General features: G+C 75.0%; 25 protein-coding genes. 9 read left to right on the top strand and 16 right to left on the bottom strand.

Annotated features, from left to right (window positions below; all coding sequences use genetic code 11):
- The first annotated feature begins 24 nt into the window (after positions 1-24).
- On the top strand, positions 25-537 hold the full coding sequence (locus tag BJP59_RS18495; RefSeq protein ID WP_211932375.1) for a signal peptidase I: 513 nt from the start codon (positions 25-27) through the stop codon (positions 535-537).
- Complete coding sequence (locus tag BJP59_RS18490) at positions 534-1,109, top strand: hypothetical protein (protein WP_194521704.1); 576 nt, start codon at positions 534-536, stop codon at positions 1,107-1,109. Before BJP59_RS18495 ends, BJP59_RS18490 begins: the two co-directional genes overlap by 4 nt.
- Before the next feature lie 19 nt (positions 1,110-1,128).
- On the opposite strand, the gene BJP59_RS18485 is transcribed toward BJP59_RS18490, so the two are convergent.
- From BJP59_RS18485 to BJP59_RS18455, 7 genes are all read right to left on the bottom strand, one after another.
- The gene (locus BJP59_RS18485) at positions 1,129-1,845 is read right to left on the bottom strand and encodes a hypothetical protein (protein ID WP_194521703.1); all 717 of its coding nucleotides are present in this window, start codon (positions 1,843-1,845) and stop codon (positions 1,129-1,131) included.
- Positions 1,842-3,338 carry a WXG100 family type VII secretion target gene (locus tag BJP59_RS18480; RefSeq protein ID WP_194521702.1) on the bottom strand — a complete coding sequence of 499 codons (1,497 nt, stop codon included), beginning with the start codon at positions 3,336-3,338 and terminating at the stop codon, positions 1,842-1,844. The genes BJP59_RS18485 and BJP59_RS18480 overlap by 4 nt, the downstream gene beginning before the upstream one ends.
- Before the next feature lie 150 nt (positions 3,339-3,488).
- The gene (locus BJP59_RS18475; protein ID WP_043652182.1) at positions 3,489-3,779 is read right to left on the bottom strand and encodes a DUF1905 domain-containing protein; all 291 of its coding nucleotides are present in this window, start codon (positions 3,777-3,779) and stop codon (positions 3,489-3,491) included.
- Between the two features lie 86 nt (positions 3,780-3,865).
- Positions 3,866-5,068, bottom strand: a complete 1,203-nt coding sequence (locus BJP59_RS18470) for a MalY/PatB family protein (RefSeq protein ID WP_194521701.1) — start codon at positions 5,066-5,068, stop codon at positions 3,866-3,868.
- An 80-nt stretch (positions 5,069-5,148) separates the two neighbouring features.
- Complete coding sequence (locus BJP59_RS18465; RefSeq protein ID WP_194521700.1) at positions 5,149-5,982, bottom strand: hypothetical protein; 834 nt, start codon at positions 5,980-5,982, stop codon at positions 5,149-5,151.
- A 188-nt stretch (positions 5,983-6,170) separates the two neighbouring features.
- A complete protein-coding gene (locus BJP59_RS18460) occupies positions 6,171-6,905 on the bottom strand; it encodes a DedA family protein (RefSeq protein ID WP_074804653.1) in 735 nt (244 codons plus the stop codon).
- A gap of 104 nt (positions 6,906-7,009) precedes the next feature.
- Positions 7,010-8,161 (bottom strand): serine hydrolase domain-containing protein, encoded by a 1,152-nt coding sequence (locus tag BJP59_RS18455; protein ID WP_194521699.1) that lies wholly within the window; start codon positions 8,159-8,161, stop codon positions 7,010-7,012.
- A 101-nt stretch (positions 8,162-8,262) separates the two neighbouring features.
- Here BJP59_RS18455 and BJP59_RS18450 point away from each other — a divergent pair, with 101 nt between their 5' ends.
- Genes BJP59_RS18450 through BJP59_RS18440 form a run of 3 tightly spaced genes read left to right on the top strand, consistent with a single transcriptional unit; the run spans position 8,263 to position 12,179 of the window.
- A complete protein-coding gene (locus BJP59_RS18450; RefSeq protein WP_194521698.1) occupies positions 8,263-9,282 on the top strand; it encodes an LLM class flavin-dependent oxidoreductase in 1,020 nt (339 codons plus the stop codon).
- Positions 9,283-9,331: 49 nt separating this feature from the next.
- Complete coding sequence (locus BJP59_RS18445) at positions 9,332-9,559, top strand: hypothetical protein (RefSeq protein WP_034656217.1); 228 nt, start codon at positions 9,332-9,334, stop codon at positions 9,557-9,559.
- Between the two features lie 7 nt (positions 9,560-9,566).
- Positions 9,567-12,179 (top strand): LuxR C-terminal-related transcriptional regulator, encoded by a 2,613-nt coding sequence (locus tag BJP59_RS18440; RefSeq protein WP_194521697.1) that lies wholly within the window; start codon positions 9,567-9,569, stop codon positions 12,177-12,179.
- A gap of 28 nt (positions 12,180-12,207) precedes the next feature.
- Here the strand turns inward: BJP59_RS18440 and BJP59_RS18435 are convergent, their stop codons facing one another.
- The 4 genes from BJP59_RS18435 to BJP59_RS18420 form a co-directional block, all read right to left on the bottom strand.
- Positions 12,208-13,824 (bottom strand): polyamine aminopropyltransferase, encoded by a 1,617-nt coding sequence (locus BJP59_RS18435; RefSeq protein WP_228485178.1) that lies wholly within the window; start codon positions 13,822-13,824, stop codon positions 12,208-12,210.
- A gap of 2 nt (positions 13,825-13,826) precedes the next feature.
- Entirely contained in the window at positions 13,827-14,057 is a 231-nt protein-coding gene (locus BJP59_RS18430) for a DUF350 domain-containing protein (protein ID WP_034656213.1), read from the bottom strand.
- 79 nt (positions 14,058-14,136) lie between these two features.
- The gene (locus BJP59_RS18425; protein WP_171467235.1) at positions 14,137-14,892 is read right to left on the bottom strand and encodes a DUF4178 domain-containing protein; all 756 of its coding nucleotides are present in this window, start codon (positions 14,890-14,892) and stop codon (positions 14,137-14,139) included.
- Complete coding sequence (locus BJP59_RS18420) at positions 14,889-15,236, bottom strand: S-adenosylmethionine decarboxylase family protein (RefSeq protein WP_061268374.1); 348 nt, start codon at positions 15,234-15,236, stop codon at positions 14,889-14,891. Before BJP59_RS18420 ends, BJP59_RS18425 begins: the two co-directional genes overlap by 4 nt.
- Before the next feature lie 197 nt (positions 15,237-15,433).
- On the opposite strand from BJP59_RS18420, the gene BJP59_RS18415 reads away from it, so the two are divergent.
- Positions 15,434-17,206, top strand: coding sequence for a SpoIIE family protein phosphatase (locus tag BJP59_RS18415; RefSeq protein WP_194521696.1), 1,773 nt, complete (start codon positions 15,434-15,436; stop codon positions 17,204-17,206).
- A gap of 139 nt (positions 17,207-17,345) precedes the next feature.
- On the opposite strand, the gene BJP59_RS18410 is transcribed toward BJP59_RS18415, so the two are convergent.
- Positions 17,346-20,903, bottom strand: coding sequence for a LamG-like jellyroll fold domain-containing protein (locus tag BJP59_RS18410; RefSeq protein WP_228485177.1), 3,558 nt, complete (start codon positions 20,901-20,903; stop codon positions 17,346-17,348).
- Positions 20,904-21,294: 391 nt separating this feature from the next.
- Between BJP59_RS18410 and BJP59_RS18405 the strand changes: the two genes are divergently transcribed.
- Positions 21,295-21,618, top strand: a complete 324-nt coding sequence (locus tag BJP59_RS18405; RefSeq protein ID WP_194521694.1) for an STAS domain-containing protein — start codon at positions 21,295-21,297, stop codon at positions 21,616-21,618.
- Positions 21,619-21,666: 48 nt separating this feature from the next.
- Here the strand turns inward: BJP59_RS18405 and BJP59_RS18400 are convergent, their stop codons facing one another.
- Together BJP59_RS18400 and BJP59_RS18395 are read right to left on the bottom strand one after the other, a co-directional pair.
- Positions 21,667-22,026 carry a UBP-type zinc finger domain-containing protein gene (locus tag BJP59_RS18400; protein ID WP_086149696.1) on the bottom strand — a complete coding sequence of 120 codons (360 nt, stop codon included), beginning with the start codon at positions 22,024-22,026 and terminating at the stop codon, positions 21,667-21,669.
- Between the two features lie 47 nt (positions 22,027-22,073).
- A complete protein-coding gene (locus BJP59_RS18395; RefSeq protein WP_021480893.1) occupies positions 22,074-22,766 on the bottom strand; it encodes a hypothetical protein in 693 nt (230 codons plus the stop codon).
- A 241-nt stretch (positions 22,767-23,007) separates the two neighbouring features.
- Between BJP59_RS18395 and BJP59_RS18390 the strand changes: the two genes are divergently transcribed.
- The gene (locus tag BJP59_RS18390) at positions 23,008-23,817 is read left to right on the top strand and encodes a carbonic anhydrase (protein ID WP_194521693.1); all 810 of its coding nucleotides are present in this window, start codon (positions 23,008-23,010) and stop codon (positions 23,815-23,817) included.
- A 60-nt stretch (positions 23,818-23,877) separates the two neighbouring features.
- Here BJP59_RS18390 and BJP59_RS18385 read toward each other — a convergent pair whose 3' ends face one another.
- Complete coding sequence (locus tag BJP59_RS18385; RefSeq protein WP_228485176.1) at positions 23,878-24,504, bottom strand: hypothetical protein; 627 nt, start codon at positions 24,502-24,504, stop codon at positions 23,878-23,880.
- Between the two features lie 11 nt (positions 24,505-24,515).
- Positions 24,516-25,664, bottom strand: coding sequence for a zinc-dependent alcohol dehydrogenase (locus BJP59_RS18380; RefSeq protein ID WP_031316519.1), 1,149 nt, complete (start codon positions 25,662-25,664; stop codon positions 24,516-24,518).
- A gap of 278 nt (positions 25,665-25,942) precedes the next feature.
- On the opposite strand from BJP59_RS18380, the gene BJP59_RS18375 reads away from it, so the two are divergent.
- Positions 25,943-26,086, top strand: a complete 144-nt coding sequence (locus BJP59_RS18375; protein WP_158097151.1) for a hypothetical protein — start codon at positions 25,943-25,945, stop codon at positions 26,084-26,086.
- Positions 26,087-26,209 lie beyond the last annotated feature (123 nt).

The raw sequence follows: 26,209 nt of genomic DNA, 5'->3' as shown, positions 1-26,209 counted from the left end.
GACGCAGGAGGAGGAGAACCACCGATGCAGGTACTGCGGCGCGGGGCCGTCCTCGTCCTGTGGGTCCTCGCCGCCTTCGGGCTGGTGTGCGGGGCGGTGTGGGGCGCGACCGCGGCCGGCCTCATCAAGCCCCTCGTCGTGATCTCCGGCTCGATGGAGCCGGGGATCATGACGGGCGACCTCCTGGTCGCCCGGCCGGTCCCGGCGGCCGACCTGGCCGTCGGCGACGTGGTCAGCCTGCCCAGCGAGCTGACCGGCGACCTGGTGACCCACCGCGTCGAGGCCGTCGAGCAGACGGGCGACGACCGCTACACGGTCAGCATGAAGGGCGACAACAACGCCTACTCGGACGCCCTGGACTACACCGCCTCGGGCGACGTCTGGAAGCCCGCGGTCCAGCTCGCCGGCTGGGGCACCGCGATCGTGCGCCTGACGACGCCCGCCGTGGCGGTCCCCCTCCTCGTCGGCCTGCTCGGCCTGCTCGGCCTCACCCTTCTCGTCCCGCCCGCACCGCGCCGCGTGCCGGTCCGCCGGTGACCGGCACCCGGACCGGCCGGAGGGCCGGCGGGACCGCCGGTCCCACGGCCGGGCGCCGCACGCTGAGCCTGCTCCTCGCGGTCCTGACGCTCGTGACGGCGTCGTGGTGGGGGGTCGCCCACGCGGCCGTCGAGCCCACGACGGCCGCGTGGACGGACCAGGCCCGGACCGCCGCGCCCGTCTCCGCCGGCCGGTGGCAGACGACGACGGCCGGCACGTGCGTCGCGCGCGGCGAGGGACGCACCGTCCTCTCCGGCTGCACGGTCCGCTCGATCTCGTTCGAGACGTGGGGCGAGCCGGGGAGCCAGGTCCGCAACTACTACGTGGCCTTCACGGTGCCCGCGGGCACGCGGTCGGTGTCCTTCGACGTCGACCTCCGGGCCGCGACCGGCCAGGAGACCTCGTGGCGGTGGAGCGGCGCCCGCGTCGTCGCGGGGGGCCAGTTCACCCCGCAGCAGGGCTGGACCTGCGCCGAGCTGCCGCGGGTGCGCGGGGAGGGCGCCGACTGGCAGAACCCGATCTACTTCCAGGTCGCCGAGCAGGGCAGCGGGGCCGAGTCGGCCTGCCCGTGACGCGCGTCCGCCGTGGACGTCAGTCCGGCGTGACCGGGCTGATCACGTACCAGAGGCGCACCGACGCGTCGCCCCCCGGCCCGGGCTCGTGGCTGATCTGCACGGACGTCTCGACGTCGCCGTTCGACCCGTTGATACCTGTGCGGGCCCGCGTCCCGCCCGCGCGCGACGCGTCGAGCGACGCGGGCAGCTCGTCGAGCCACCGGTCGACCTGCGACCGGGGGAAGCCCAGGACCTGCGCGTCGGCCACGAGCTGGTCGTGCACGGCCTGCCCGCCGGAGAGCGTGCGGAACACGTTGATCGCGCTCACGTACCCGCGCCGGGGCTGGATCGTCAGCTCCTCGGCCGTCGTGGTCCACGTGCCGTCGGGGAGCGTCAGCTCGACCTCGGCCGCGCCGTCGGGCACCTGCACGACGGCCATCGACTCGCCCAGCCCGACGGACTCCGCGGTGATCGGCCTGCTCACGTCCCAGCGCACGGTCTCGCCCCTCTCGATGTCGTCGATCGTCGTCGCGCCCGCCTCGCCCCCGCCGCCCTCGCCGCCCGAGCCGCCCGACGACGTCGGGCCTCCCGGGGCGGTCGTCCCGCCCGGTCCGGTGGCCGCGTCGTCCGGGTCGCCGAACGTCACCGTGCACCCCGTCAGCACGAGAGACCCGGCGAGCGCCCCCGCGAGCAGGACCGCGGCGACGCCGGCCCTCGGCGCCGTCCCGTGCGCGCGACGGAACCCCCGGCTCACTGGTCCACGTCCACGTCCCACTCGGTCAGTCTGTCAAGGATGCGTCCGATGCGGGCGGGGTTCGTGAGCCGGTAGTCGGCGATCCGGTCGGACACGTCGGTGCCGATGATCTGCGCCGCCTGGTCCGGGTGCTGCGTGACGAGCTGCTGGTAGGCGGGCAGCGTGTCGTTCGCGATGTACTCCCAGCGGGTCGCCTGGTCGGCGATGTTGCCGCCCGGCAGCGGCGTCTCCACCGTCACCGTGCCCTGCACGGGGTTGTCGAACGTGACGCCCGTGAACGGGATCCCGAGGTTCTCCGGGCCGGGCGTCTCGACGCTCACCGTGAAGGGGTCGTGCTGCGCGTACGTGCCCGCGCCGGGGATCGACGGCTCGCCGACGAGCGTCATGAGGTACGTGAACGCCTCGCCCGTGACCGGGTGGTCGCGCATGGTCTGCCAGTCGTCGGCGATGATCTGGTTCTGCTCGCGCCACAGCAGCGCGGTGTTGCCGTCCGCGAGCGCCTGCGCGTCGCCCGCCCGGCCGGCCTCGACGTCCGCCCACGCCTGGTACGCGGCGCCGTCGATGACGCCGGCCTCGAGCAGCCGCTCCATCTCCTGCATGCCGCCGTTCAGGTACGCCTCGTGCATGACGGCCTGGTCCACGAAGATCTCGCGCTGCATCGACAGGAACTGGTTCTCGTAGAAGCCGAGCTCGGCGTCCGACATCGTCGCGATCGCCTCGAGCGCCGCCCGGTCGACGCCGGGCGGCAGCGCCCGGGCGCCGCTCGCGACGCCCTGCGCGAGCTGCCGCATCATGTCGAGGTCGAAGAACCCGGCGGCGAACGACGGCCCGATCATCGCGGCCATGCCGGCCCACTGCATCCACGGGTTGTCCAGGTAGAGCTCGCCGTAGTACGTGTAGACGCTCTCGATGATCTCCCGGTTGGCCGACGCCCCCGCGGACGGGTCCCAGTCGGCGAAGTCGAACCCCGCCTCGCCCGCCGCGACGCGCGTCCAGTGCGTGACGGCGAGCTCCGCAAAGCCCGGGGAGTCGGGGTCGACGCCGAGGCGCACCATCTGGTCGTAGAGCGCCGCGACCTGCGCGTCCGTCGCGTTCTCGAGCCACGCGGCGCGCTCGCCCGCGTCCATCGCGGCGTACTCGCCCGGCGTCGGCGTGGGGACGGTCTGCTGGGGCCCGCCCGGGCCGGACGTGGGTGCGCCGCCCGGGCCCGCGAGGGCGCCGCCGTCGGCGCTCGCGGACTCCTGCTGGTCGGCGTCCGTGGCGAGGCGGTCGGCGGCGGCGTCGAGGAGGCTCGCGGTGCCAGTGAGCGAGGGCCCGAGCGTGCTGGCCCACTCGCTGCGGAACTGCGCGGCGTCGGGCCCGTCCCACCGGGTCGCGGCGTCGACGACGGCCGCCACCTGCGCGCGGTGGGTCCGCAGCGCGTCGGCGCCGGAGCGCAGGCCGGACGCGAGCGCGCGCAGCGCACGGACGTCGGCGCCCCACATCCCGCTCATGCCGTCCCCTCCCGCCCCTGCGCGTCCCCTCACGCGCACGCGTCGACGCCTTCGTCCTCGACGGTCGCACGCCGACGGTACGCGGCCGGGTCGGCCGCCGCGATGGGGACAACTGCCCATGCCCGGACACGGCGGGCGCGCCGGCGCGCCTCAGCTCAGGCGGCGCTCCAGCCGTACCACCACCGTGTCACCGACGTCCTTGCCGAGGCGCTTGCGCACGCCCGCGTTGAGCGACAGCATCAGCCCGCCCGACCCCGTCGGCATGAGCCCCACGTTGCGCAGCGCGACGTCGTCGACGGTCGCGTCCACGCGGACCGCGCGCAGCGACCCGAAGAGCTCGCGCGCCCCGGGCACCTCCACGCAGGGCCACGTGTCGCCCTTGACGTCGACGCCGACGGGCGCGGTGAACGTGTGGTCGAGGAGGACGGGCTCGAACGGCATCGGGTGCTCCGGTGGGTCGTGCGGTCGTGGTCGGGGGGTCTGACCGGCCGAGGGCCGAGAACTCGTCGGTCGTGGTCGAGCGACGTTCAGGCGTCCCGCACCGACACGCCCATGCGCTCGACCGCCTCGGTGAGCACGTCGACGCCCGTCGCGAGGTTGAGGCGGACGTGCCCCTGCCCGCCGGGGCCGAACCGGCGCCCGTCCTCCAGCGCGACGCGTGCGCGGTCGAGGAACCACGACCGGGGGTCCGCACCCGCCGGGCCGGGCAGCCCGCGCGCGTCGAGCCACGCGAGGTACGTCGCCTCGCCGGGCCGGTAGCGCACCGCGGGCAGGTGCTCCGCGAGCAGGTCGGCGAGGAGCCACGCGTTGCGCTCGACGCCCGCGAGGACGTCGTCGAGCCACGCCTCGCCGTGGTCGAGGGCCGCGACGTGCGCGAGCACGGACACGTGCTGGACGCCGTGGCTCGCCTCCTCGGGGGTGCGCCGCAGGTCGTCGGCGGCGTCCGGGCCGGCGACGGCCGCCGCCGCCTTGAGGCCCGGCAGGTTCCACGCCTTCGACGCGGAGACGATCGCGACGGCGGAGTCCGCCCCGGGGACGGTGAGGAGCGGCGTGTGGGTCGTCGCGGGGCGCCCGTCGAGCCCGGGCCGCGTGAGGGGCGCGTGGATCTCGTCCGCCACGACGCGCACCCCGTACCGCGCGGCGAGCGCCAAGCCGTCCGCCAGCTCCGCGCGCGTGTGCGCGGTCCCCGTCGGGTTCTGCGGGTTGCACACCAGCCAGACCGCGCGGCGCCCGCTCCCCGGGCCGTCACCGTTCGCGGCGGCACCGGTCGCGTCGGCGAACGCCCGCTCCAGGCTGTCGATGTCGAGTCGCCCGTCGGTGCCCAGCGGCGCGTCGACGACGCGGCGCCCCTCGTTCGCGGTGAAGCCGTAGAACGGCGGGTACACGGGCGGGTTGACGACGACCGCGTCGCCCGGGGACGTGAGGACGCGCAGCACCTCGACGATCGCGACCATGACGTCGGGCAGCGTGCGCGACGTCGCCGCGTCGAGCGTCCAGCCCCAGCGGCGCCGGGCGAAGCGCGCGTACGCCTCGCCGTACGCGGTACCGACGTCGTACCCGGTGTCGCCCGAGCGCAGGGCGGCCGTCACGGCGTCGACGACCGCGTCGCACGGCGCGACGTCCATCTCGGCGACGAACAGGGGCAGCACGTCGGGCGGGTAGGTGCGCCACTTGACCGACGTCCGACGGCGCAGCTCGTCGAGCGTGAGGACGTCCAACGGTGTGCGCATCGTGCCCCTCCTCGGTGCGGGCCGAGCGTCTGCCCGGCACCGGTCGGCGGGCCTGCCCCGGTCGGCCGACCCGGCCCACCCTAGGCGGGCTCGGGCTCCGTCGCCGCGGGCGCGCCCTCCTCGGCCGCGGCGTTCGCCGGGCTCGTCGCGAGCACGACGCACCCCCCGACGGCGGCCAGCGTCGCCACGACGGCGGGCGCCGCCCAGCCCGACCGCACGACGTCGCCGAGCACGGCGAGGCCGACGATCCCCGGGGCGAGCACCTCGATCACGGAGACCGTCGCGGCGACCGTCCCCACGGCACCCCGCTCCAGGGCGCGCAGGTAGGCGAGCGCGCCCGCGACGCCGCCGAGCACGATCGCGAGGGCGAGCGGCTGGAGCACGGTGTCGAGCAGGTCGCCGGACGCGTGCGCGCCGCGCGCCGCCACGGCGGCGACCGAGTAGCCGAGGCCGCCCAGGACGGCGAGCAGCACGGGGTGCCCGCGCCGGTACGCGGCGGCGGTGCCGACCGCCACGACCACCCCGGCGACGTTGACCCAGGTCGTGAACCCGGCCGGCGGGTGCGTCGCGGGCTGCTCCCCCGCCGCGAGCGCCAGCACCACGAGGCCCGCGACGACGACGCCGATCGACACGACGTCCGTGCGGCGCAGCGTCGCGCCGAGCACGAGGCGGGCGAGCAGCACGACGGCGACGAGCGACGCCGCGACGACGGCCTGCACCACGAAGAGCGGCAGGTGGTCCAGGGCGAGGAGGGAGAGGAGCCAGCCGACGCCGTCGACCACGAGCCCGCCGACGACGAGCGGCTGGGCCACGGCCGCGAGGCCGTGGGCCCGGCGCGTCGCGACGGCCTGCATGATCGTGCTCACCGCGTACAGGAGGCTCGCGGCCACGGCGGCGAGCAGCGAGAGGATCACGACGCGACCCCGGGGCCGTCGCCCGCGGCGGGCGCGACGAGCGCCGCGCGCACGGGCACGCTGGGCCGGTCGGTCGGGGCGGGCACCTTCCGATCATCCGCCACCGCGGCGCGCACCGCGCGGGCGGGGCCTAAGGCTCCGGAAGTCCGGGCGAGGTGGTCAGGCGCCGTCGCGGGCGGACGCCGTGGTCAGGCCTCGTCGCGCGCGGGCGCCGCGTCCCGACGGCCGCGCGCGTGGGCGGGGCGCTCGTCGTCGTGCACCCAGCGCCAGACGCGCGTCACGACGAACCACACGACCGCCGCCGCGACGACGGCGATGACGACCTTCTGCAGGACGCCCGCGTACTCCTCGACGACGTGCCACTGCTCGCCGAGCGCGTACCCGGCGTAGACGAAGATCGTGTTCCACACGGCGCTGCCGGCGGTGGTGAGCGCGGTGAACTTCCACAGGGGCATGCGCTCGACGCCAGCGGGGATCGAGATGAGGCTGCGGAAGATGGGGATGAAGCGGCCGAAGAAGACCGTCGCGCTGCCGTGTCGGAGGAAGAACTGCTCGGTGCGGTCGACGTCCTCGACCTTGACGAGCGGCAGGCGCTCCGCGATCCACCGCGTGCGCTCGCGCCCGATGATCGCCCCGACCGCGTAGAGCGCGAGGGCGCCGACGACGGACCCCGCCGTCGTCCACAGGATCGCCTCGACGAGCCCGAAGCTCCCCTGGCTCGCCGTGAAGCCCGCGAGCGGCAGGATGATCTCGCTCGGCAGGGGTGGGAACAGGTTCTCGAGCGCGATGGCGATCGCGGCCCCGACCGGGCCCAGCGTCTCCATGAGGTTGACCGCCCAGCCGGCGACGCCGTCGAGAGCGGGCTCCGCCGTCGTGGCGGCGGGCACGGCGGCCGTCAGGGCGGCGGAGAGTCCGGAGGGCATGGGTCACGAGCCTAGGCGAGCGGTCCGTGGCGCGAGCGCCGATGCGGCCGGGAGGGTGTGGAGGTCTCGTGCGGAGGCGCGGGACGCGCGGAGGACCGGCCCGCTCAGCCGCGGACGAGCTCGTCGAGGCGGCGGATCGGGTCCCAGGCGCCCGCCTCGCTGTTCGACAGCACGACGACCGTCACGCCCGGCGCCCCGGCCTGCGGTGACGCGTCCGGGCCGTCCGCGGCGGCCACCGGGTCCGGGTAGTGGCGCAGGATCGCGCTCGCCCCGGTGTTGATGCCGTCCTTGTACGCCGAGCGCACCGACCCGTCGGCGAGCAGCTCGAACTCGAGCCCGAAGCCGTAGTGCACGCTCGGGGCGGGCTCGGCCCCGTCCGTGTCGTCCGCGCCGTCGTCGTGCAGCACCTGCGGGGTGAGGAACGCGCGCGTGAGGTCGGGCGGGAGGAGCTCGCCGCCGCGCACCGCCGCCCAGAACCGGGCGAGGTCGCGCGCCGTGACGTGCGCGCCGCCGTCGGGCGAGCCGACGGGCGGGTAGGAGTAGACGTTCTGCCGCCACCCGGTGACGGGGCCGTCGTCGTCCGGGCCCTCGTGCACGGGCTCCCAGCCCTCCGCGACGTCCGGCTCGGCCTCGTCCATGCGGAAGAACCCGGAGCGGTCCATGCCCGCGCGCGCGAACACGTGCTCGCGGACGTGCTCGCGGTACGTCGTCCCGGTGACGGACTCCAGCGCGAGGCCCGCGAGGACGTAGCCGACGTTGCAGTACCGGCACCCCTCGCCGGGCGCGAAGTTCGGCTCCTTGTGGACGAACCCGGGCAGGAAGTCCGCCGTGCGCGTCACGGAGTAGCTCGGTCGGTCGACCCACAGCTCCTCGTACGACTCCCCTGCCTCCTCGTCGGCGTCGTCCGCGATGCCCGACGTGTGGGTCAGCAGGTGCCGGATCGTCACCTCGCGCGGGATCGTCGTGCCCGCGAGGTCCACGTGGTCGTGGACACGGTCGTCGAGCCCGAGCCGGCCGTCGCCCACGAGCTGGAGCACCGCGACGGCGGTGAACAGCTTGGTGACGGACGCGACGTCGAACCGCGTGCTCGCGCGGACCGGGACGCCCCAGCGGCGCGACGCGACGCCGTAGGCGCGTTCGAGGAGCACCTCGCCGTGGCGTTCGACCCGCACGACGCCGGAGAAGTCGTCGGCGTCCGCGGCGGAGCGCAGGTGCGTGTCGAGGGCGGCGAGAGCGGCGTCGTCGAGCGCGGTCATGGCCCGACCGTAGGCGGGCCGGGGCGCTCCCGGCCAGGACTTTTGTCCCGGAGAGCCGCACGTCGTCACGGGTGGGAGCGCTATCACGGTACGGTCGCCGCATGGCGACCTCGACGACGACCCCAGCGCTCGGCGTGATCCTCCCGCGCGAGCTCCCCGCCGACCTCATCGTGCCGTTCGCGCGCCGCGCGGAGGAGGTCGGCCTCGACGAGCTGTGGGTCGTCGAGGACCTCACCTTCCACGGCGGGATCGCGCAGGCCGCGACGGTCCTCGCCGCGACCCAGCGCCTCACCGTCGGCATCGGGATCCTGCCCGCCGCCACGCGTGCGCCGTCGACCACCGCGATGGAGGCCGGCACGCTGGCCGCCCTGCACCCCGGCCGCCTGCACCTCGGGCTCGGGCACGGCATGCCGGCGTGGATGCGGCAGATCGGCGTGTGGCCCGCGAGCCCGCTCGCGATGCTCGAGGAGACCACCGCGACCGTGCGCGCCCTGCTGCACGGCGAGCGCGTCAGCGTCGCGGGCCGCTACGTCACCGTCGACGACGTCGCCCTCCACGCCGCGCCCGCCTCGCCGCCGCCCGTGCTCGCCGGGGTGCGCGGCCCGCGGTCGCTCGAGGTCTCGGGCCGCGTCGCGGACGGGACCATCCTCGACATGCCCGTGACCCCCGAGTACCTCGCCGTCGCGCGCGCCGCGATCGACGCCGGGCGCGCGAGCGCCGGGGACGCGGCCCCGCCCGCGCACCGCGTCGTCGCGTTCTCCGTCGGCGCCGTGCACGACGACGTCGCGACGGCCCGCGAGATCGTCCGCCCCTACCTCGCGGTCCTCGGCGAGGCCGACTGGTCGGCCCAGATCGACCCGCTGCCCTTCGCCGACGCGTTCCGCGCCCTGCGCGACGCGAGCGCCACCCCCGACGACTTCGCCGCCGCGATGCCCGACGCGTGGGTCGACGCGCTCGCCGTCGTCGGGTCGCCCGAGGCCTTCCGCGCGCGGCTCGCCGAGCTCGGCGCGGGCGGGGTGTCGAGCGTCGTCCTCGTCGCCACCAGCGCCGACCCGGCCCGGCCCGACGACCCGTTCAGTGCGCTCGACGCGCTCGCCGCGGTGACCCGCCCCGCCGTCTGACGGCCGCCGTCGACCTGCGAGACCGCGCCGGAGAGCCGACCATGGGCAGGTGAGCGAGCACGCACCGACCTACACCGAGACGTGGCCCCTGCTGAGCCCGGGAGACCGCCGTCGGCTCGAGGAGCTCGACGCCCTCGAGACCGACATCCTCCGCCAGCTCTCCGAGGCGTTCGCCGACGAGGTGGACGCCCCCACGCTCGGCGAGCTCCAGGTCGAGCGGCTGCGGGTCTACCGCGACGCGCAGGCCCGCGCACAACGGCAGCGGACACGCGCCTGACCGCCCCGTGAGCGCCCCGGGGCCACGCGCGTCCCTCGTCGACACCGTGCTCGGCGCGGTGCGCGAGGGCACGTCGGTCGTGGTCTCCGGGCTCCCGGGCTCCGGCCGGTCCACGCTCCTCGCGCGCGTCCGGGCCGCCGTCCTCGACGACGACCGGCACGTCCTGTCCCTCGCGGGCATCGGCCCCGGCGCGCCGCGTCCGCTCGAGTCGCTCGTCCTCGCCGGGGTGCTCGACGCCGCCCCCGGCCGGCCCGTGTCGCTCGGGCGCGCGGTCGACGCCGTCGAGCGGGCGCTCGGCACCGGGCCGGCGGTCCTCCTCGCGGACGACGCCGACGCGCTCGACGACACCTCCGCCGCGGTCCTCGGGGCGGTCTCCGCCCGCCAGGACGCCACCGTCGTGCTGAGCCAGCGCCCGCCCTACCCCGCGGCCCCGGTCGAGACCGTGCTCGGCGGCCGACCCGCGACCGCGCTGCCGATGCCGCCCCTCGCCTTCGAGGAGATGCACGCCACCGCGAGCGCGCTGCTCGGCGGCGACCTCGACGCCGGTGTCGCCGGTCGCCTGTACGGCCTGTCCGGCGGCCTGCCCGGCCTGGTCCGGTCCGTCGCCACCGAGGCCCGGCGCGCCGGCCGCCTCGTCGAGGAGTCGGGGACCTGGGTCGCGCGCCGGGACCTCGTGACCTCGGCGCTCGCCGGCGACGTCGGCCGCCTGGTCAGCGGGCTGTCGCCCGAGGAGGTGGACGGCGTCTGGGCGCTCGCGGCGACCGGCGCCGCGGAGCTCGGGACGGTGCACCGGTTCCTGCCCTGGCCCGTGCTCGTCGCGCTCGACGACCACGGCCTGGTCCGCTTCGTCGAGGCCGAAGGTCGCACGACGGTGACGCTCTACCCGCCGCTCGTCGGGGAGCTCCTCCGGCAGTCGGGGGGCGCACGAGCGCTGCGCGCGGCGGAGCAGGTCGCCGACGCGCTCGGCAGCGGCCGGGCGGACGAGTGGGACCCCCTCGCGCGCACCGCCGACGCCGCCGTCCCGACCGGCTGGGCCGCGTCGCGCGAGTCGGCGGCCATCCTCGGTCGCGCCCTGCGGCGGCATGCCGCCGCCCAGCTGCTCGCGAGCCGGGACGCGTGGGAGCGCACCCCGACCACACGGAACACCGTCCGGTACCTCGAGGCGCTCGTCAACGACGACGCCGCGCCCGACGTGGTGGAGCACGTGCTCTCGCGCGCGCACGACCTCGTCCCCGAGGAGCCCGGTCGCGAGAGCTTCCTCGTCGCGTGGGAGGCCGTCTACCGCGCGGTCGTGCGGCACGAGCGCGACGCTGCCCTCGCGCTGCTGGAGCCGGCCGGGACCACGGAGGCCGACGACGCCGTCCTGGTCGCGGTCGCCCAGCACGTCCTGCTCGCGGTCGGCGACGTCGAGGGCACCGGACCGTCCGCCGAGCTCCCGCCCTCGCTCCCCCGTCCCGCGACCGACGAGAGCGCGGAGCCGTCGTCGACCGCGTCGTTGCTCGTCGGGCCCGGTGACGTGGTGGGGCTCGTCCGTGCCGAGGTGCTGCTCGCCCGGGGTCGGTGCGACGACGCGGCCGAGATGCTCGACGACCTCGTCGTGCCGCAGGCCGCCGACCGCCAGGACGGCGCCTCGTGGCGCTCGTTCACGCTCCTGTGCGCCGGAGAGGTCGAGGCGGCCGTCGAGCGCTCGCGCCGCCTCCTCGACCAGGCCCGGGACCGGTTCGCGGTCTGGGAGATCGAGCCCCACGGCTACGTGATCGCCCTCGGCCTCTACCTCCAGGGCCGGTTCACGACCCTGCGCGAGCACCTGACGAGCGTCTTCGCCGCCGGCGCGCACGCGCCCCTGCGCCCGAGCACGCGCGCGGGACTGCGCTGCCTCGGCGCCGAGCTCTCGCTCCGGGAGGGGAACGTCACGAGCGCGCGCTCGCTCGCGCACCAGCTCGACGCGCTGCAGCTCCTCGCGGCGTCCACGCCGCTCGCCCGGCCGCACCCGCTCGCCGCGGAGCTCGCGCTCGCGACCGGCCAGGCCGGGCCCGAGGCCGCGACGCGCGCGGCGTGGGAGCTCGTCGAGGTGATGGACCGCCGCGGGTACCTCCTCGCCGCGCTCTTCGACGCAGCCTGGCTCGTGACCCTCTGGCCCGACGCGCGCCGCGCCCGGCGGGTCGCGGAGCACGCGGCCGCCGCGCAGGGCACCCTCCTGCCCGCCCTCGGCCGCTACGTCGCCGCCGCCGCCGACCGCACGCCCGAGGCGCTCCTCGCGGCCGCCGACGACCTGCGCGCCCGCGGCCTCGTGCTGCACGGCACCCAGGCCCACGCGACCGCCGTCCGGCTGCTGCGCGACGACGGTCGCACCGCCCTCGCCACCGACGAGGCGCACCGGCTCCACGCCCTCGTGGCGACCGCGGGCGAGGAGCTGGACCTGCTCGTGCCGCCCGTCGCGCCCGTCGACACCCTGAGCCCGCGCGAGCGCGAGGTCGCCCGGCTCGTCGCGCGCGGGCTGAGCAACAAGGACGTCGCGCGCGAGCTCGTGCTCAGCGACCGCACCGTCGACAACCACGTCTACCGGATCTTCCGGAAGCTGGGCATCACCTCGCGCGACCAGCTCCCGTCCGTGCTCTGACGCCCGACGTCGTCCCGCCGGCGCCGCGTCAGTAGCGCCAGGCGCGCATGTCCTCCTGGTACGTGCGCTGGACCGTCGGGGACAGCAGGGTCGACGGCGGCAGGTCCCGCGGCGGGTTGTCGGCCGGGAGGCGCGTGGTCGCCGCGAGGGACGCGGCGTCGTGGAAGCGCAGCCCGTCCGGGAGGGGCGTGCGCGCGAAGGGGCCGGGCACGACGTCGGCCGGTCCGCCCGGGAGCGAGAGCGCGAAGCCCCACTCCCCGAAGGAGGGCACGTTGACGGTGAGCGGCACGACGGTGCGCCCGGGCGCCGCAGCGCGGACGGTCGAGACCACCTGCCAGAACGCGTCGGGCGTGAAGTACGACGACGTCGCCTGCGTCGCGAACGCGCCGCCGGGCCGCAGGTGCGCGGCGACCATGCCGTAGAACTCCTGCGAGTAGAGCTTGGCGACGCGCTCGGAGGACGGGTCGACGAGGTCGACGAGCACGACGTCGAAAGTCTGCGGCGTGTCCTCGACCCAGCGGAACGCGTCGGCGTTGACGACCGTGACGCGGGGGTCGTCGAGCGCGTGCTCGTTCACGGCGGTGAGGAGCCGGTTCTCGCGCGCGAGGTCGGTGACGGCGGGGTCGAGGTCGACGAGCGTGACGTCCTGGACCGAGCCGTAGCGCAGGACCTCGCGCGCAAGGAGGCCGTCGCCGCCGCCGAGGATCGCGACGGACGCGGGCGCCGCGACGGACGTCATCGCCGCGTGCGCGAGCGTCTCGTGGTACCGCGCCTCGTCGACGGAGGAGAACTGGAGCTGGTTGTCGAGGTAGAGCCGCGTGTCGCCCTGGTACGCGGTCACGACGACCTGCTGGTAGGCGCTGCGCTCCTGCGCGACGACCGGGTCCTGGTACATCCCCGCGCTGATGCGCGCCTCGAGCCACGACGACGCCGCGAACCCGGCGAGGAGCACGACGAGCGTGACGCCCGCGAGCACCGACCACCGCGGCGGGTGGCCCATGCGCGCGAGCATGAACCCCGCGACGGCGACGTTGAGCACGGCGACCGCGAACGCGGTGCGCACGAGGCCGAGGTACGGGAGCAGCAGGAACGGGAACAGCAGCGAGGCGGCGAGCGCCCCGAAGTAGTCGAGCGCGAGCACCTTCGACAGCAGCGAGACGGAGCCCTCGCTCCCCCGCTCCTTGAGCACCGCCACGAGGAGCGGGATCTCGACGCCGATCGCCGTCCCGATCGCGAGCGACAGCACGACGAACACGACCCACGCGAGCTCCGTCGCCGCGTACGCCCAGAACAGCGCGAGCACCGACGTCCCGCCCAGGAGCGAGAGCACGAGCTCGTTGCGCACGAAGCTCAGCCCCGCGGTGCGCTGCAGGCGCGGCGCGAGGAGCGAGCCCAGGCCCATGCCGAACAGCGTGAGCCCCGTCGCGACGGAGAACGCGACGACCGAGTCGCCGAACAGGTACGACGCCGCCGTCCCGAGGATGAGCTCGTAGACGAGCCCGCCGACGGCGACGAGGAGCGCGGCGGCGAACACCGTCGGCCGGTCGAGGTGGCGCGCTCCCGACCGCCCGGCGGGCACGTCGCGGTCCGCCGCCGCGCCCGCCCCGGGCGGGCCGCCGGGCGGGACCTCCTGCTGGTCGAGCACGGTCAGGAGCTGATCGTCCCCGCGATGATGAGGCCGATCGCCACGGCGAGGCCCGCGATCATCACGCCGAACGCGACGTTGTGCTCGTCGACGAGCTCGCGGTGCAGGTTGAGCCGGAACACCTTGTTCGCGACCACGAGCGTGACGAGCAGCAGCACGATGCCGAGCACCGAGTAGAGGACGGTCGAGAAGAAGGACCAGAGGAACGCCAGCGGGGCGGCGGCTGAGATCACGGGGTCTCCCGGGTTCGGGTCGTGGGACGGGCGGACGGGTGCAGGGGTTCGGGGCCGGGACGGGCGGGCGCGGGTCGGGTCACTTGCCGAGCCCTCCGCCGCCCCCGCCGTAGACGGTGCGCCGCACGCACGTGCCGTCGTCGGTCGTGGCGACCTGGCCCGTGGTGGGCGACGTCGTGACGACGGACCGGGGCGTGCACGACGCGCTGCCCGAGGCGGCGCGGGCGGCGCACGACCCGAGACCGAGCAGCACGACCGCCGCGACCGCGAAGGCGACGAACCGCCCGCCGGGGACCGTGCGCGGCGCGACGCGACGGCCGAACAGGCGCTGCTGCTCGGCGACGTCGAGACGACGCCCGTGGTAGACGGACGTGACGGGGCCGAGCGGTCCGGTGGTGCGCTCGATCGAGACGATCGTCCCGTGGGCCGAGAGGTCGACGTACTCGACCTCCTGCCCGACGGCGAACGGCTCGGCGAACTGCCCCTCGACGTGCTCGACGCGCCCCGTCCCGTGCTCGCGCACCGTGAGCGTGTGCTGGCGCCCCTCGAGCGTCAGCCCGAGGGTCCGGCCGGTCTGCAGGCCCGCGAGGTCGACGACGGGCGGCCACGGCTCGGTCGGGTGCAGGAGCGTCACGTCGCGCGTGTCGTGGTCGTACTCGACCCAGACGTCGGAGCCGTCGTGGGCGAGGAGCTGCCACTCCTCCCACGTGAACGTGGAGCCGCCGTGCACGGTCGAGAGCACGGCGACGGCGCGCGGCGTCGCGCGCTGCGGCGGGGCGCCGACGAGGTCCTCGCCGACGCGCATCGCGAGCCGCGGGCGGGGCGTCCTGCTCACACGAGGCTCCGCACGGCGACGTCGGCGGCCCCGAGCTCCGCGGCGAGGAGCGCGCGCACGTCGTCCGTGAACGTGGCCGACGCCGGGGCGCGGCACGTCGTGAGGGTCACGTAGGCCGTGCCGTCCTCGGGCCAGGTGTGCACGGCGAGGTGCGACTCCGCGAGCAGCAGCACGACGCTGGTGCCCTGCGGCTCGAAGCGGTGGGACACCTCCCCGAGCGGCGTCATCCCGGCCTCGCGGACGATCGCGTCGAGGCAGCGGCGGACGGTCGGGTCGTCGTCGAGCAGCGCCGGGTCCGCGCCCGTCACGTCGAACACGTGGACGAGGTTGCGCTGCACGTCCACGCCCCTGTCGGTCTCGGTCCTGCCGGCCGGCGCGGGCGAGCGGCCCGCGGTCCGGTGGCCGCCGTCGGGCCGGGCACACCCTAGCCGACCTGCGGCGTCGACCGACGGGCGGACCCGCCGCGCGAGACCGGCCGCCCGTCCGCACGGGCGGACGCCGTCCAGGGAGCGGGCGACGGCCGTTCGCCTACGATGCGCGGATGGATGCCGAGTGGTTCGTCGACGCCACGGCGCAGTGCGCCGTGGGTCGGCAGGCGCGCGAGGTCGCGTGGGAGCGGACACCGCTGGGCCCGCCCGACGAGTGGCCCGAGGCGCTGCGCCACGCCGTCCGCCTGTGCTTCTCGACGCAGTTCCCCGTCATGCTCGTCTGGGGGCCGGACCTCACGCTGATCTACAACGACGGCTACGAGGAGATGCTGGGCACGGCCAAGCACGCGGGCGCGCTGGGCGCCCCGGCGGCGGTGGTGTGGGCGGAGATCTGGGACGAGGTCGGGCCGCTGTTCGACGAGGTCCTGCGCACCGGGCGCGCGTCGTCGGACCGGGACCTGCACCTCGTGATGAACCGCTCCGGCTACGACGAGGAGACGTTCTTCACCTTCTCCTACAGCCCGCTGCGGGACGACGACGGCCGCATCGCGGGCGTGCTCGACATCTCGACGGAGACGACCCTGGCGGTCGTCAACCAACGCCGCCTCGCGATGCTCGGGGAGCTCCAGGGCGCGCTCCCGACGACGTTCACCGACCTGGCGACGTTCGGCCGCCCCGTGCTCGACGTCCTCGCCGGGAGCCCCGACGTCGCGCGCGCCGCGTTCTACGACGTGCGCGGCGCGCGCCCCCGCGTGGTCGGGTCGGTCGGCCCGGAGGCGGAGCCGGCGGAGACCCGCCTCGTCGAGCGCGTGTTCCGGACCCGCCAGCGCGTCGTCTCGCAGGGTCTCGTCGTCAAGCCGCTGCGCGACGCGGTGCGCGGCGGCGTGGCCGGGATCCTCGTGCTCCGGGCGAGCCCCCTGCGCCCCTGGGACCGCGACTACGCGCGGTACCTCGCCGGCCTGGCCGCGACGGTCGGCGCCGCGCTGCGCGACGCCGTCCGCCTGCGCACGACGATGGACGCGCTGCGGCTGCGGGTCGAGCGCTCGGAGGAGCAGACGGCGCAGATGCGCGAGGTCGCGCTCGCGCTCCAGCAGGCGGTGCTCACCGAGCCGCCCGACCCCGACCACCTCCAGGTCGCGGTGCACTACCAGCCCGCCGCGCTCGACCGCGACATCGGCGGCGACTGGTACGACGGGTTCGTGACGCCCGACGGCGCGACGACCCTCGTGGTGGGCGACGTCGTCGGCCACGACCTCGCGGCGGCGGTGATGATGGGGCAGCTGCGCGGGCTGGTGCGGGCGATCGGCTACGACAGCGGGGAGTCGCCGGCGCGCATCCTCGAGCGCGTGGACACGGCGGTGCAGGGGCTCGCGCTGGGGAGCGGCGCGATCGCGACGCTGGTCCTCGCGCGCATCGAGCAGAGCCCGGAGCAGCGTCGCCGCGGGGCCCGGACGGTGCGGTGGTCGAGCGCGGGGCACCTGCCGCCGATGCTCGTGCGCGCGGACGGCCGCGTCGACACGCTCACGCGGCGCAACGACCTGCCGCTCGGGCTCTCCCAGGGCACCGTGCGGACCGAGCACACGGTCGAGCTCTACCCGGACGACACGCTCGTGCTGTACACCGACGGGCTCGTGGAGCGTCGCGGCCACAACCTGCGCGACGACCTGGCCGACCTCGCCCGCGCGCTGGAGGGCACGCACCGCGGGCCCATCGAGGAGGTCGTCGAGGCGGCGCTCACGCGGATGCTGCCGGGGCCGGGCGAGGACGACGTCGCGCTCGTCGTGCTCCGGACCGGCCCGGAGGACGCCCCGGTGTCCGGGACGGCCGAGATGCCGGGCGAGACGTCCGCCGAGCTGCCCTCCGAGCGCGGCGCGCCCGTGGCCTGACCGGCGCGACGACGCGGGTTCCCGGGGTGGTGCGCCGGGGTGCTGCGGTCGCACGGGGGTACGACGAGGGGTCGCCCCCCGCCCGTGACGGGCGGGGGACGACCCCGGGCCGGTGCCGCGCTGCGGCGCCGGTCGGCCGTCAGCCGCAGGTGGTCGCGCCGTACGGCGCGACGACCTCCGTGCTGACCTGCTCGCCGTCGACCGTCGCCGTGGCGGTGACGGTCGCCTCGCCCGCCTCCGCGGACGGGGCGCGCACCGCGAACGACTGGTACGCGTTCGCCCCCGGGGCCACGGCGGTGACCGCCTTGGTCCCGAACGGCGTGGCGAGCGTGACGTCCACGGGGACGTCCTCGCCGTTCGTCGCGCGCACGGCCACGTAGGCCTTGCCCGCGAGGCAGCGGGTCTCGGCCGTGACGATCACGTCGAGCGTCGGCTCCTCGCCGTCGTCACCGGCGTAGACCTGGGCGACCTCGGCGTCGGACAGCGCGCGGTCGAAGACGCGCACGTCGTCGATCGTGCCCGGCCAGTAGTCGACCGGGTTGCCGCTCCACTGCCCGCGCCCGATCGTCAGCGGACCGGACGGCGTGGTGCCGCCGCACACGTCGGACTGGCCGACGAGCTCGCCGTTGACGTAGAGCTTGAGCTTCTGGTCGGCCGCGTCGCGGACGCCCACGACGTGGTACCAGTCGCCCAGCACGGGCTGCACGACGTACTCCGCGCGCGGCTCGCCGTCGTACGAGAAGGCCCACCGGCCGCCCCCGCCGTACTGGAGGTAGAACGCGCTCGAGCCCGTGACCGAGTCCTGGCCGACGATCGTCGACCACGCACCGCCGGGCGTCTTGTCGAGCTGGACCCATGCGGACACCGTGTAGGAACCGGTCGTGTCGACGACGGGCCCCTCGGTCGTGAACGACTGGTTCGTGCCGTCGAGCTTGATCGCGGACCCGCTGTCGCCGTGACCGGCGACCCACGTGCCCGTGCCCGACGCCGCGTGGTCGCCGACGCCGTCGGCCGCCGTCGTGCCCTGGCCCTCGTCGAACGACCAGCGGCCCGTGCCGGTCAGCCCCGGGGTGCCCGGGTCGACGGGCGCGGAGCCCTGCACCGCCGCCGCGACGACCCGCTCGTTGACGTCCTTGACGCGCGCGGCGTCCATCTTGAGCACGCGGCGGTCGTACGTCCAGAAGCCGTTCAGCTCGTTCTCGACGTCGGAGATCTCCGTGTACACCGAGCCGGACAGGTAGCACTGCGCCGGCCGCACGAGCTTCTCGGTGTTCTGCACGTACGCGTCGGTCAGCGCCTCGCTGTTCGCGACCCCGCCGTACGGGTTGGCGGACACGCCCGGCCACATGTGGCCCGGGACGCTCATCGAGAAGCCGCCGTGCTCGCCGTCGATCGCGGCGCGCGTGGCGTCCGGCTTCGGCAGGGCCGGGCCGGTGTACTGGTGCCAGTCGATGATGTCGCCCGTCTTGGAGTCACCCTTGGACGCGCAGCAGTTGTAGCCGGAGTGCGTGTTGAGGATGCGGCTCGGGTCGTACTCGTCGATCACGTTGCCGATCCGCGCCGTGTCGGCGAGGTTCCACTCGCCCCAGCCCTCGTTGAACGTCACCCAGCCGACGATCGACGGCACCGAGCGGTGCTGGTCGATGATCGTCTTCATCTCCTGCTCCCAGAAGACGCGCGACGCCGGGTCCGTGTCGCCGTTGTCGAACCACCCGCTCGGGATGTCCTGCCAGACCATGAGGCCCAGCGTGTCGGCGTGGTGGTACCAGCGGGCCGGCTCGACCTTGATGTGCTTGCGCACCGTGTTGAAGCCCAGGTCCTTGTGCGCCTGGAGGTCGAACACGTACGCCTCGTCGGACGCGGGCGTGTAGATGCCGTCCGGCCAGTAGCCCTGGTCGAGCGTCGACATGAGGAAGGTCCTCTCGCCGTTCAGCAGGATGCGCTGGACGCCGTCCACCTCGGAGACCTCGATCGAGCGCATGCCCGCGTACGACGCCACGGTGTCGGTCGAGTCCCCGTCGGTGAGCGTGACGTCGACGTCGTAGAGGTACGGGTCGTCGGGCGACCACAGGTGCGCGTCCGGGATCTCGACCGCGAGCAGCTCGTTCGCGGCGCCGGTCGCGGTCCCGACCTCGGTGCCGTCCGCGTCCCGCACGACGGCGGTGACCTGGGCGGCGTCGGACGCGGAGGCCGACTGCGCGGTCACCGCGAGGACGCCGGCCTCGACGTCGGGCGTCGTGACGACGGCGTCGATCGCCGCCACCGGGACGGGCTCCATCCACACCGTCTGCCAGATGCCCGACGTCGGGGTGTAGAAGATGCCGCCCGGGTTGAGCGTCTGCTTGCCGACGGCCTGGTTGCTGCCGTCCGTCGTGTCGACGACGCGCACGACGAGCTCCTGCTCCGCGCCCGCGACGAGCGCGTCGGTGACGTCGAACGAGAACGCGTCGTAGCCGCCGCGGTGCGTGCCGACCTCCTGGCCGTTCACGTACGCCGTCGCGACGTAGTCGACCGCACCGAAGTTCAGGCGCAGCCGGTTGTCGCTCCCGACCGCCCAGTCCTGCGGCACCTCGAAGGTGCGGCGGTAGAACATGTCGTCCTCGCGCCGCTCGATGCCCGACAGCGCGGACTCGACCGCGTACGGGACGACGATCTCCTCGTCGAGGTCGCGGCCGCTCGGCACGGCGTCGTCGGACTCCGCCGCCTCGAACTGCCACACGCCGTTGAGGTTCTGCCACGCGTCGCGCGTGAGCTGGGGACGCGGGTACTCCGGCAGCGGGTTCGTCGGGTCGAAGTCGTCGGCCCACGGGGTCTGGATCCGGAACTCGGAACCGTTCGTGACCGGCAGGTTGAGCGGCCCGACCTTCTCGCCGCCGACCGTCAGGTCGCCCTCGCCGTCGTAGACGAGGCGCGCGGTCGACGCGCGGTCGACGGGCTCGGCCAGCGTGATGCCGAGGACGTCGCCCTGCGCCGCGACCTGCGCGACGGGCCACGCGAGCTGGTCGACCTGGACCTTGAGGTGGTCGACGAGGCTCTCGTCGACGCCGCCCGCGGCGCCCTCGAACGCCACGTTGAGGCTCGTGCCGTCGCTCTCGAGCGCGGCCTGCGCGGGGAAGACGACGAAGTCGTCGGGGTACGTGAAGGCGTCGGTCGGCACGATCTCACGTTGCTGCGAAGGGCTCTGCCACCGCAACCGGAGGTGCGACCCGCCGGTGTTCTGGAACATCTCCATGCGGAACGCGTACTCCTGGCCCGCCTGGAGCTGCACCGGCGCGGACGTCTGCTCGACGTCCCAGTCGTCGACCCAGTGGTCGATGACGAGCCGGTCGTCGATCCACAGCCGGAACCCGTTGTCGCCGATCGCGGAGAACGTGTACGCCTCGCTGTAGTCGGGCGTGATCTGCCCCGTCCAGCGCGCGGACGTGCGCTCGCCGCGGCCGGTGAGCTCGGCGAACGTCGGGACCAGGTTGGGGAACTCGATCCGCTGGTCGGGGATCGTGGCCTTGAGGTCGGTGAGCGGCCAGCCGGGTCCGCCGGACAGGAAGTACTCGCCCTTGAGCCCGTTGTCGAGGGCGAGGTCCTGGGCCGCGACGTCCTGCGTGGCCTCGTCGGTCGGGGCCGACGGCGTCGCGGTCGCCCCCGCCGCCGTCGCCACGGCCAGGGGCACCGTGAGCGCGGCGGCCAGTGCCGCCGCCAAGATCCTCGCCGGTCTGCCCCGTGGGGGTGCTACCGCTGTCATGGACTGCATCCGTGCTTCCTCCTCGTCGAGTGAATCCAGGGACTGCACGACGCGGCGGCGAACCGGGCCCCGATGCTCCGGCGGTCGCCGTCCTTGGCGCACCGCACAACGTCTCCCCAGAATCAAACAACTTCCACCAGAAAAAGACAACAGGTCACACCACGGAACACCAGATCGGGGTCGCGGGGGCAGACGCCGCGCCGCCCCGTCGGCGCGTGCGCGAGGGGTCGAGGTGGTGCGCGACCGCCTCGGGCGTGAGGGTCGGCAGCCCGCTGACGCCGCAAGTGTGGGAGGTTGGGAGCCGACAGAGTTCCCGCGTCGGCCGGCCTCCACAGAAACAGGCACCCGCATGGCTCACGAGAGCACCCCGGCCGCACATCCCACCGACCCGCTGCACGGGGGCCTGCACGCCACGGCCGACACGTGGGAGCTCTGGGGCGAGGTCGACTACGCGGTCGTCCAGGCCGCGAAGCACCGCCTGGGCACGACCGGTGGACCACTCCACATCGACGCCTCGCGAGTCACGTTCCTGGACTCCGCCGGCGTCGGCCTCCTCCTGATCGCCGCCGGCGCGCCCGCCCCGCCGACGATCCTGGGCTGCAGCGACTACGTCCGAGACGCCCTCGCGCTCGCCGGAGCGACCGACCTGTTCCTGTGGAGCACCTCGCCCTGAGCACCGGCCGCTCCGCGGGCCTGTCCGGGCTGCGCCGGCAGCGCCCCGTCAGCGGTGGATGAGCGACGTCCAGTCGGGCGGCACGCGGTCGGCAGGGCCGGGCGACCCCTGCTCGGGCGGCCGGGACAGCGGCGCGGCGAGGTGCGGGCCCTCGAGCACCTGCTCGGTCTCGAAGTCCCAGTACCACTCCTCACCCGGCTCGAACGAGCGCATGAGCCGGTGGCCGGTCTCGTCGTAGTGCGCGGTCGCGTGCTGCGCGGGCGACGTGTCGCAGCAGCCGACGTGCCCGCACGTCGCGCACCGGCGCAGGTGCACCCACCAGCCGCCGGCCTCGTCGCACTCGGCGCACCCGGTGCCGCTCGGCGGCACCTCGACACGTACCGCGGTGGCGAGGGCGGCCGCGAGCACAGGGTCGTCGAGACCTTCGCCGTTGACGTTCGGCGCGCGGTCCGTCGTCACCGCGCCCCCGCCCCGGCGGCCCGGACGACCGGCGCCCACGCCTCGGGGTCGAGAGCAGGCGCGGGTTCTGCCGCAGCCCAGGCACGGCAGTCGTCGATCGTCGCGGAGAGCAGCGCGCGCAGCCGCTCGTCCGGGTCGCTCACGCATGCCTCGGCGATGCCCTGCACCGCCGCGGAGATGATGCTCGGTGCGGCGTCGCGCACGAACCGCGTGGGCCGCAGTCGCGCGCCCTCGCAGAACCGCTGCGCCCACCGCGCGGTGCGCGGGCAGCTCGCGAGCGCGTCGGCCGACTCGGCGCTCAGCGTGCCCGCGGGGCGGTCGTCGAGGACGTCGAGCATCTTCTCGGCACCGATAATGGCCACCGCGAGCGTCTGCTGCCGGTCCGCCGGGGCGATCGGCAGCGCCGTCACGGCGGCGCGCAGCGCGATGCGCACGTCCCAGTGCGGGTCGTCGCTCGTCAGCCCGATGACGGACGGGATGAGCGGCGCGAGCCTCGGACGCTCCGGGTCGACCGTGAGGTCGTTCACGGCGCGCGCGAGCATCGCGAGCAGCGGATGGGTGCACCGTGGATGGTCGCTCCAGCGCTCTCCCGCGAGATACGACGCGAGCTCCATGAAGCACGCACCCTTCTTCGGGTTGCGGTGCTTGCCACGGCCCAGCATCGGCAGCATGTCGTAGGTGTCGGTCACGAGGTCACCCCCACAGCGGGTCCGGTCCTTCGTCCAGTCTGCGCCGGGGTCCCGCCGTTGGCAACGGGAGGAGTGACGCAGGACACACCACGATCGGTACGGGTCGTCCCGTACCCCCGTGCGCGGCCGCGTACGGAGAGCACGTAGGGGTGTTGTCCAGCGTCTCGGGACGCTCCTAGCGTCCTGGACGCGACCGAGCGACCGCCCGGCCGCGTCGGAACGACAAGGGGAGGCGTCGAGGATGACTCGTGCCGTGCGCAGGACCGGAGTACGGGCGACCGCCGTGGGCGTCGCCGTCGTGGCGACGGGCTTCCTGGTCCCGGCGTCCGCCTCGGGCGGCTGGGACTACGCCGAGCGAGGACCGGAGACCTGGGGCGACCACTACCCGACCTGCGAGGGCGCCGCGCAGTCGCCGGTCGACATCCGCCGGGGGTCCGCCGTCGACGCCGACGGCACTCCCGTCGAGGACGTCACGCTGGACTACGCGCGGTCGAGCGAGGTGACGGTGCGGCACACCGGGCACACCGTGCAGGTCGACGTGCCGGCCGGCGCGGGCACGCTCGACGTGGGCGGCGCCGCCTACGAGCTGCGTCAGCTCCACTTCCACACGCCGAGCGAGCACCGTCTCTCCGGGGTGGCGCAGCCCGTGGAGCTGCACCTGGTCCATGCCGCGCCGGACGGCAGCCTGGCGGTCGTGGGCCTGCTCTACCGCGAACGTGCGGCGGACGCGGCGCTGCGCCCGGTCCTGTCCGACCTGCCGGGCTCCCCGGAGGACGACGCGCGCCGGGTCACGCTCGCCCTCGACCGCGTCGTCCCGGACGACCTGGACGTCTACTCCTACGCGGGGTCGCTCACGACGCCGCCCTGCTCCGAGACCGTCACCTGGTTCGTGGCGAAGGACGTCCGCTCGCTCTCGTCGGGACAGGTGAGCGGGCTGGAGGAGCTCTTCGACGGGCCCGAGTTCCCCCGGGGCAACGCGCGCCCGGTCCAGCCGCTCGGCGGACGACCGGTCCTCGCGACGGAGCTGGAGACGGAGCTGGAGACGGACTGACCGCGGATCGCGTCGCCGCGTCCCGCGCCGCCGGTCCCGGTGCCGGTCTCGATGCCGGTCTCAGTGCCGGGCGCGGCGCGCGAGCGCCCGCAGGGCCCACACCCCGACCCCGGCCGCCGCGACCCACGGCCCCGCCACGAGGACCGGGTCGAGGACCTGATGCCGCGTGTCGACCCGCCCGCGCCGCGACCGGATCCCGTGCCCGTGGAGCTCGCCGACGACGCCGGTCTCGGTCACCGGGTCGTCCGGGTGCAGCGAGGCGAACGACCGCACGTGGCTCTCGACGGCGTCGACGCGGTCGCCCGCCAGGAGCAGCAGCCAGTGGGCCGCCCGGCCCTCGCTGAACCGGCGGTACGCGTACCGCCGGACCGCCCCGGACGCCCCGTGCAGCGGTGCCGACGTGCCGAACACGGGGGTCAGGTGCGCGTGCTCGACCGACCGCTCGCGCGGCCGGAGCTCGGGCTGCTGCTCGGGGACGTCCCAGTGGGCACCCGTGGCCGCGGGGTCGTAGACCTCGCGCGGGTACGACGGCCGGTCCCTCGGGTCGAGGTCGACGCCCCAGCCGGGGACGCGAGCGCGGAGCGCGTCGGCGTCCACGGGTCGCCGTGCGGGGCCGGCGACGTACGGCGTCTCCGTGGCCGGGGGCCGGGTCGCGGTGGTCGGGTCGAGCGGTGCGGCGTGCGTCATGGTGCTCCTCCTCAGTCCTCGTCCACGACGACGACGGGCTTGATGCACCCGTCGAGCTTGGCGGAGAAGATGTGGTAGCCCTCGGCGATGTGCTCGAGCGGCACGTGGTGGGTGATGACGTCGCGCGGCGTGAGGTAGCCCGCGCGGACGTGCTCCAGGAGCCGGGGCCACTGCCGCTTCACGGGGGCCTGGTTCATGCGGAGCGTGAGCCCCTTGTTCATCGCGTCGCCGAACTTCACCGACGTGAACAGCGGGCCGTAGGCGCCCATGACGGACACGGTGCCGCCCTTGCGCACGGCGTCGATCGCCCAGTTGAGCGCGACCGGCGAACCCGCCTGCAGCTTGAGCTTCGCGCTCGTGACGTGCTGGAGCAGGTTGCCGTCGGCCTCGGCCCCGACGGCGTCGATCACGCGGTCGGCACCGAGCCAGTCCGTCTCCTTCTTGAGGTGCAGGACGACGTCGTCGACCTCGGTGAAGTTCACCGTCTCCGCGAGCGCGAACTCGCGGGCCTTGGCGAGCCGGTAGTCCAGGTGGTCGACGACGATGACGCGCGCCGCGCCGAGCAGCCACGCCGTGCGGGCCGCGAAGAGCCCGACCGGGCCGGCGCCCAGGACCACCACGACGTCGCCCGCGGTGATCTCCGCGAGCTGCGCGCCGAAGTACCCGGTCGCGAGCGCGTCGGTGCACAGGAGCGCGTCCTCGGGGTGGAGCCAGTCCGGGATCACCGACGGACCGACGTCCGCGAAGGGGACGCGGACGTACTGCGCCTGACCGCCGTCGTACCCGCCGGTCGTGTGCGAGTAGCCGTAGATGCCGCCCACGGCCGTCGCGTTGGGGTTGACGTTGTGGCAGTTCGAGTAGAGGCCCCTCGCGCAGAAGAAGCACGAGCCGCAGTAGATGTTGAACGGCACCATCACGCGGTCCCCCACGCTGAGGTTCCGCACCGACGGGCCGACCTCCTCCACGACCCCGACGATCTCGTGGCCGAACGTGTGACCGACCCGGGTGTCGGGCATCATCCCGTGGTAGAGGTGCAGGTCGGAGCCGCAGATCGCCGCCCGCGTGACCCGGACGACGGCGTCGTTCGGGTGCTCGATCACCGGCTCCGGCTTCTCCTCGACCCGGACCTTGTACGGCCCGCGGTACGTCATGGCTCGCATCGTGCCTCCTCGGTGCTCGGCTGGTCTCCCCAGCCTGCGCGCGACCCCCTCACCCGCATCTCAGGGCGGGGAGCACCGCGACCGCCCCAGGACCGGACACGGACGGACGCGCCGATGCCTTAGACGCGGGAGCCCACCTCAGACGCCTCGGGCCACGGGCGACGCCCGGCCTAAGGCACCCCCGGACGAACGGTGCGCGGTCGACCGATGCGACGGCCCGGTGCTCAGGACGACTGTGAGTGTCGGACAGGCAGGGAGCCTGGGAGACGGGGACGACCATGAGCACGCACATCGATCCGACGTTCGACGCGGACCTCGAGTACCGCGCCGAGCGCCTGCGGGCGGACCTGCGGCACGACGAGCCCGCGCTGCTGCACTGGTGGCGCGGCCGTCGTCGTCGCCACGACCACCCGGCGCGGTGACCGCGCCGCCCGACGCCGCCGACGAGGCACCACTCGCCGGCGGCGTCGTCGTGTCCGGCGAGGTCTCCCGTCCGGCCGGGGGCGGCCGATCGGCTGGTCACGTGTCGGTGCCCGCTGCGAGGA

Source organism: Cellulosimicrobium sp. JZ28 (genome assembly GCF_015327065.1).
Classification (GTDB): Bacteria; Actinomycetota; Actinomycetes; order Actinomycetales; family Cellulomonadaceae; genus Cellulosimicrobium; species Cellulosimicrobium funkei.
Note: the sequence above shows the minus strand (reverse complement) of the source record. Positions and strands in the feature narration are given on the sequence as shown.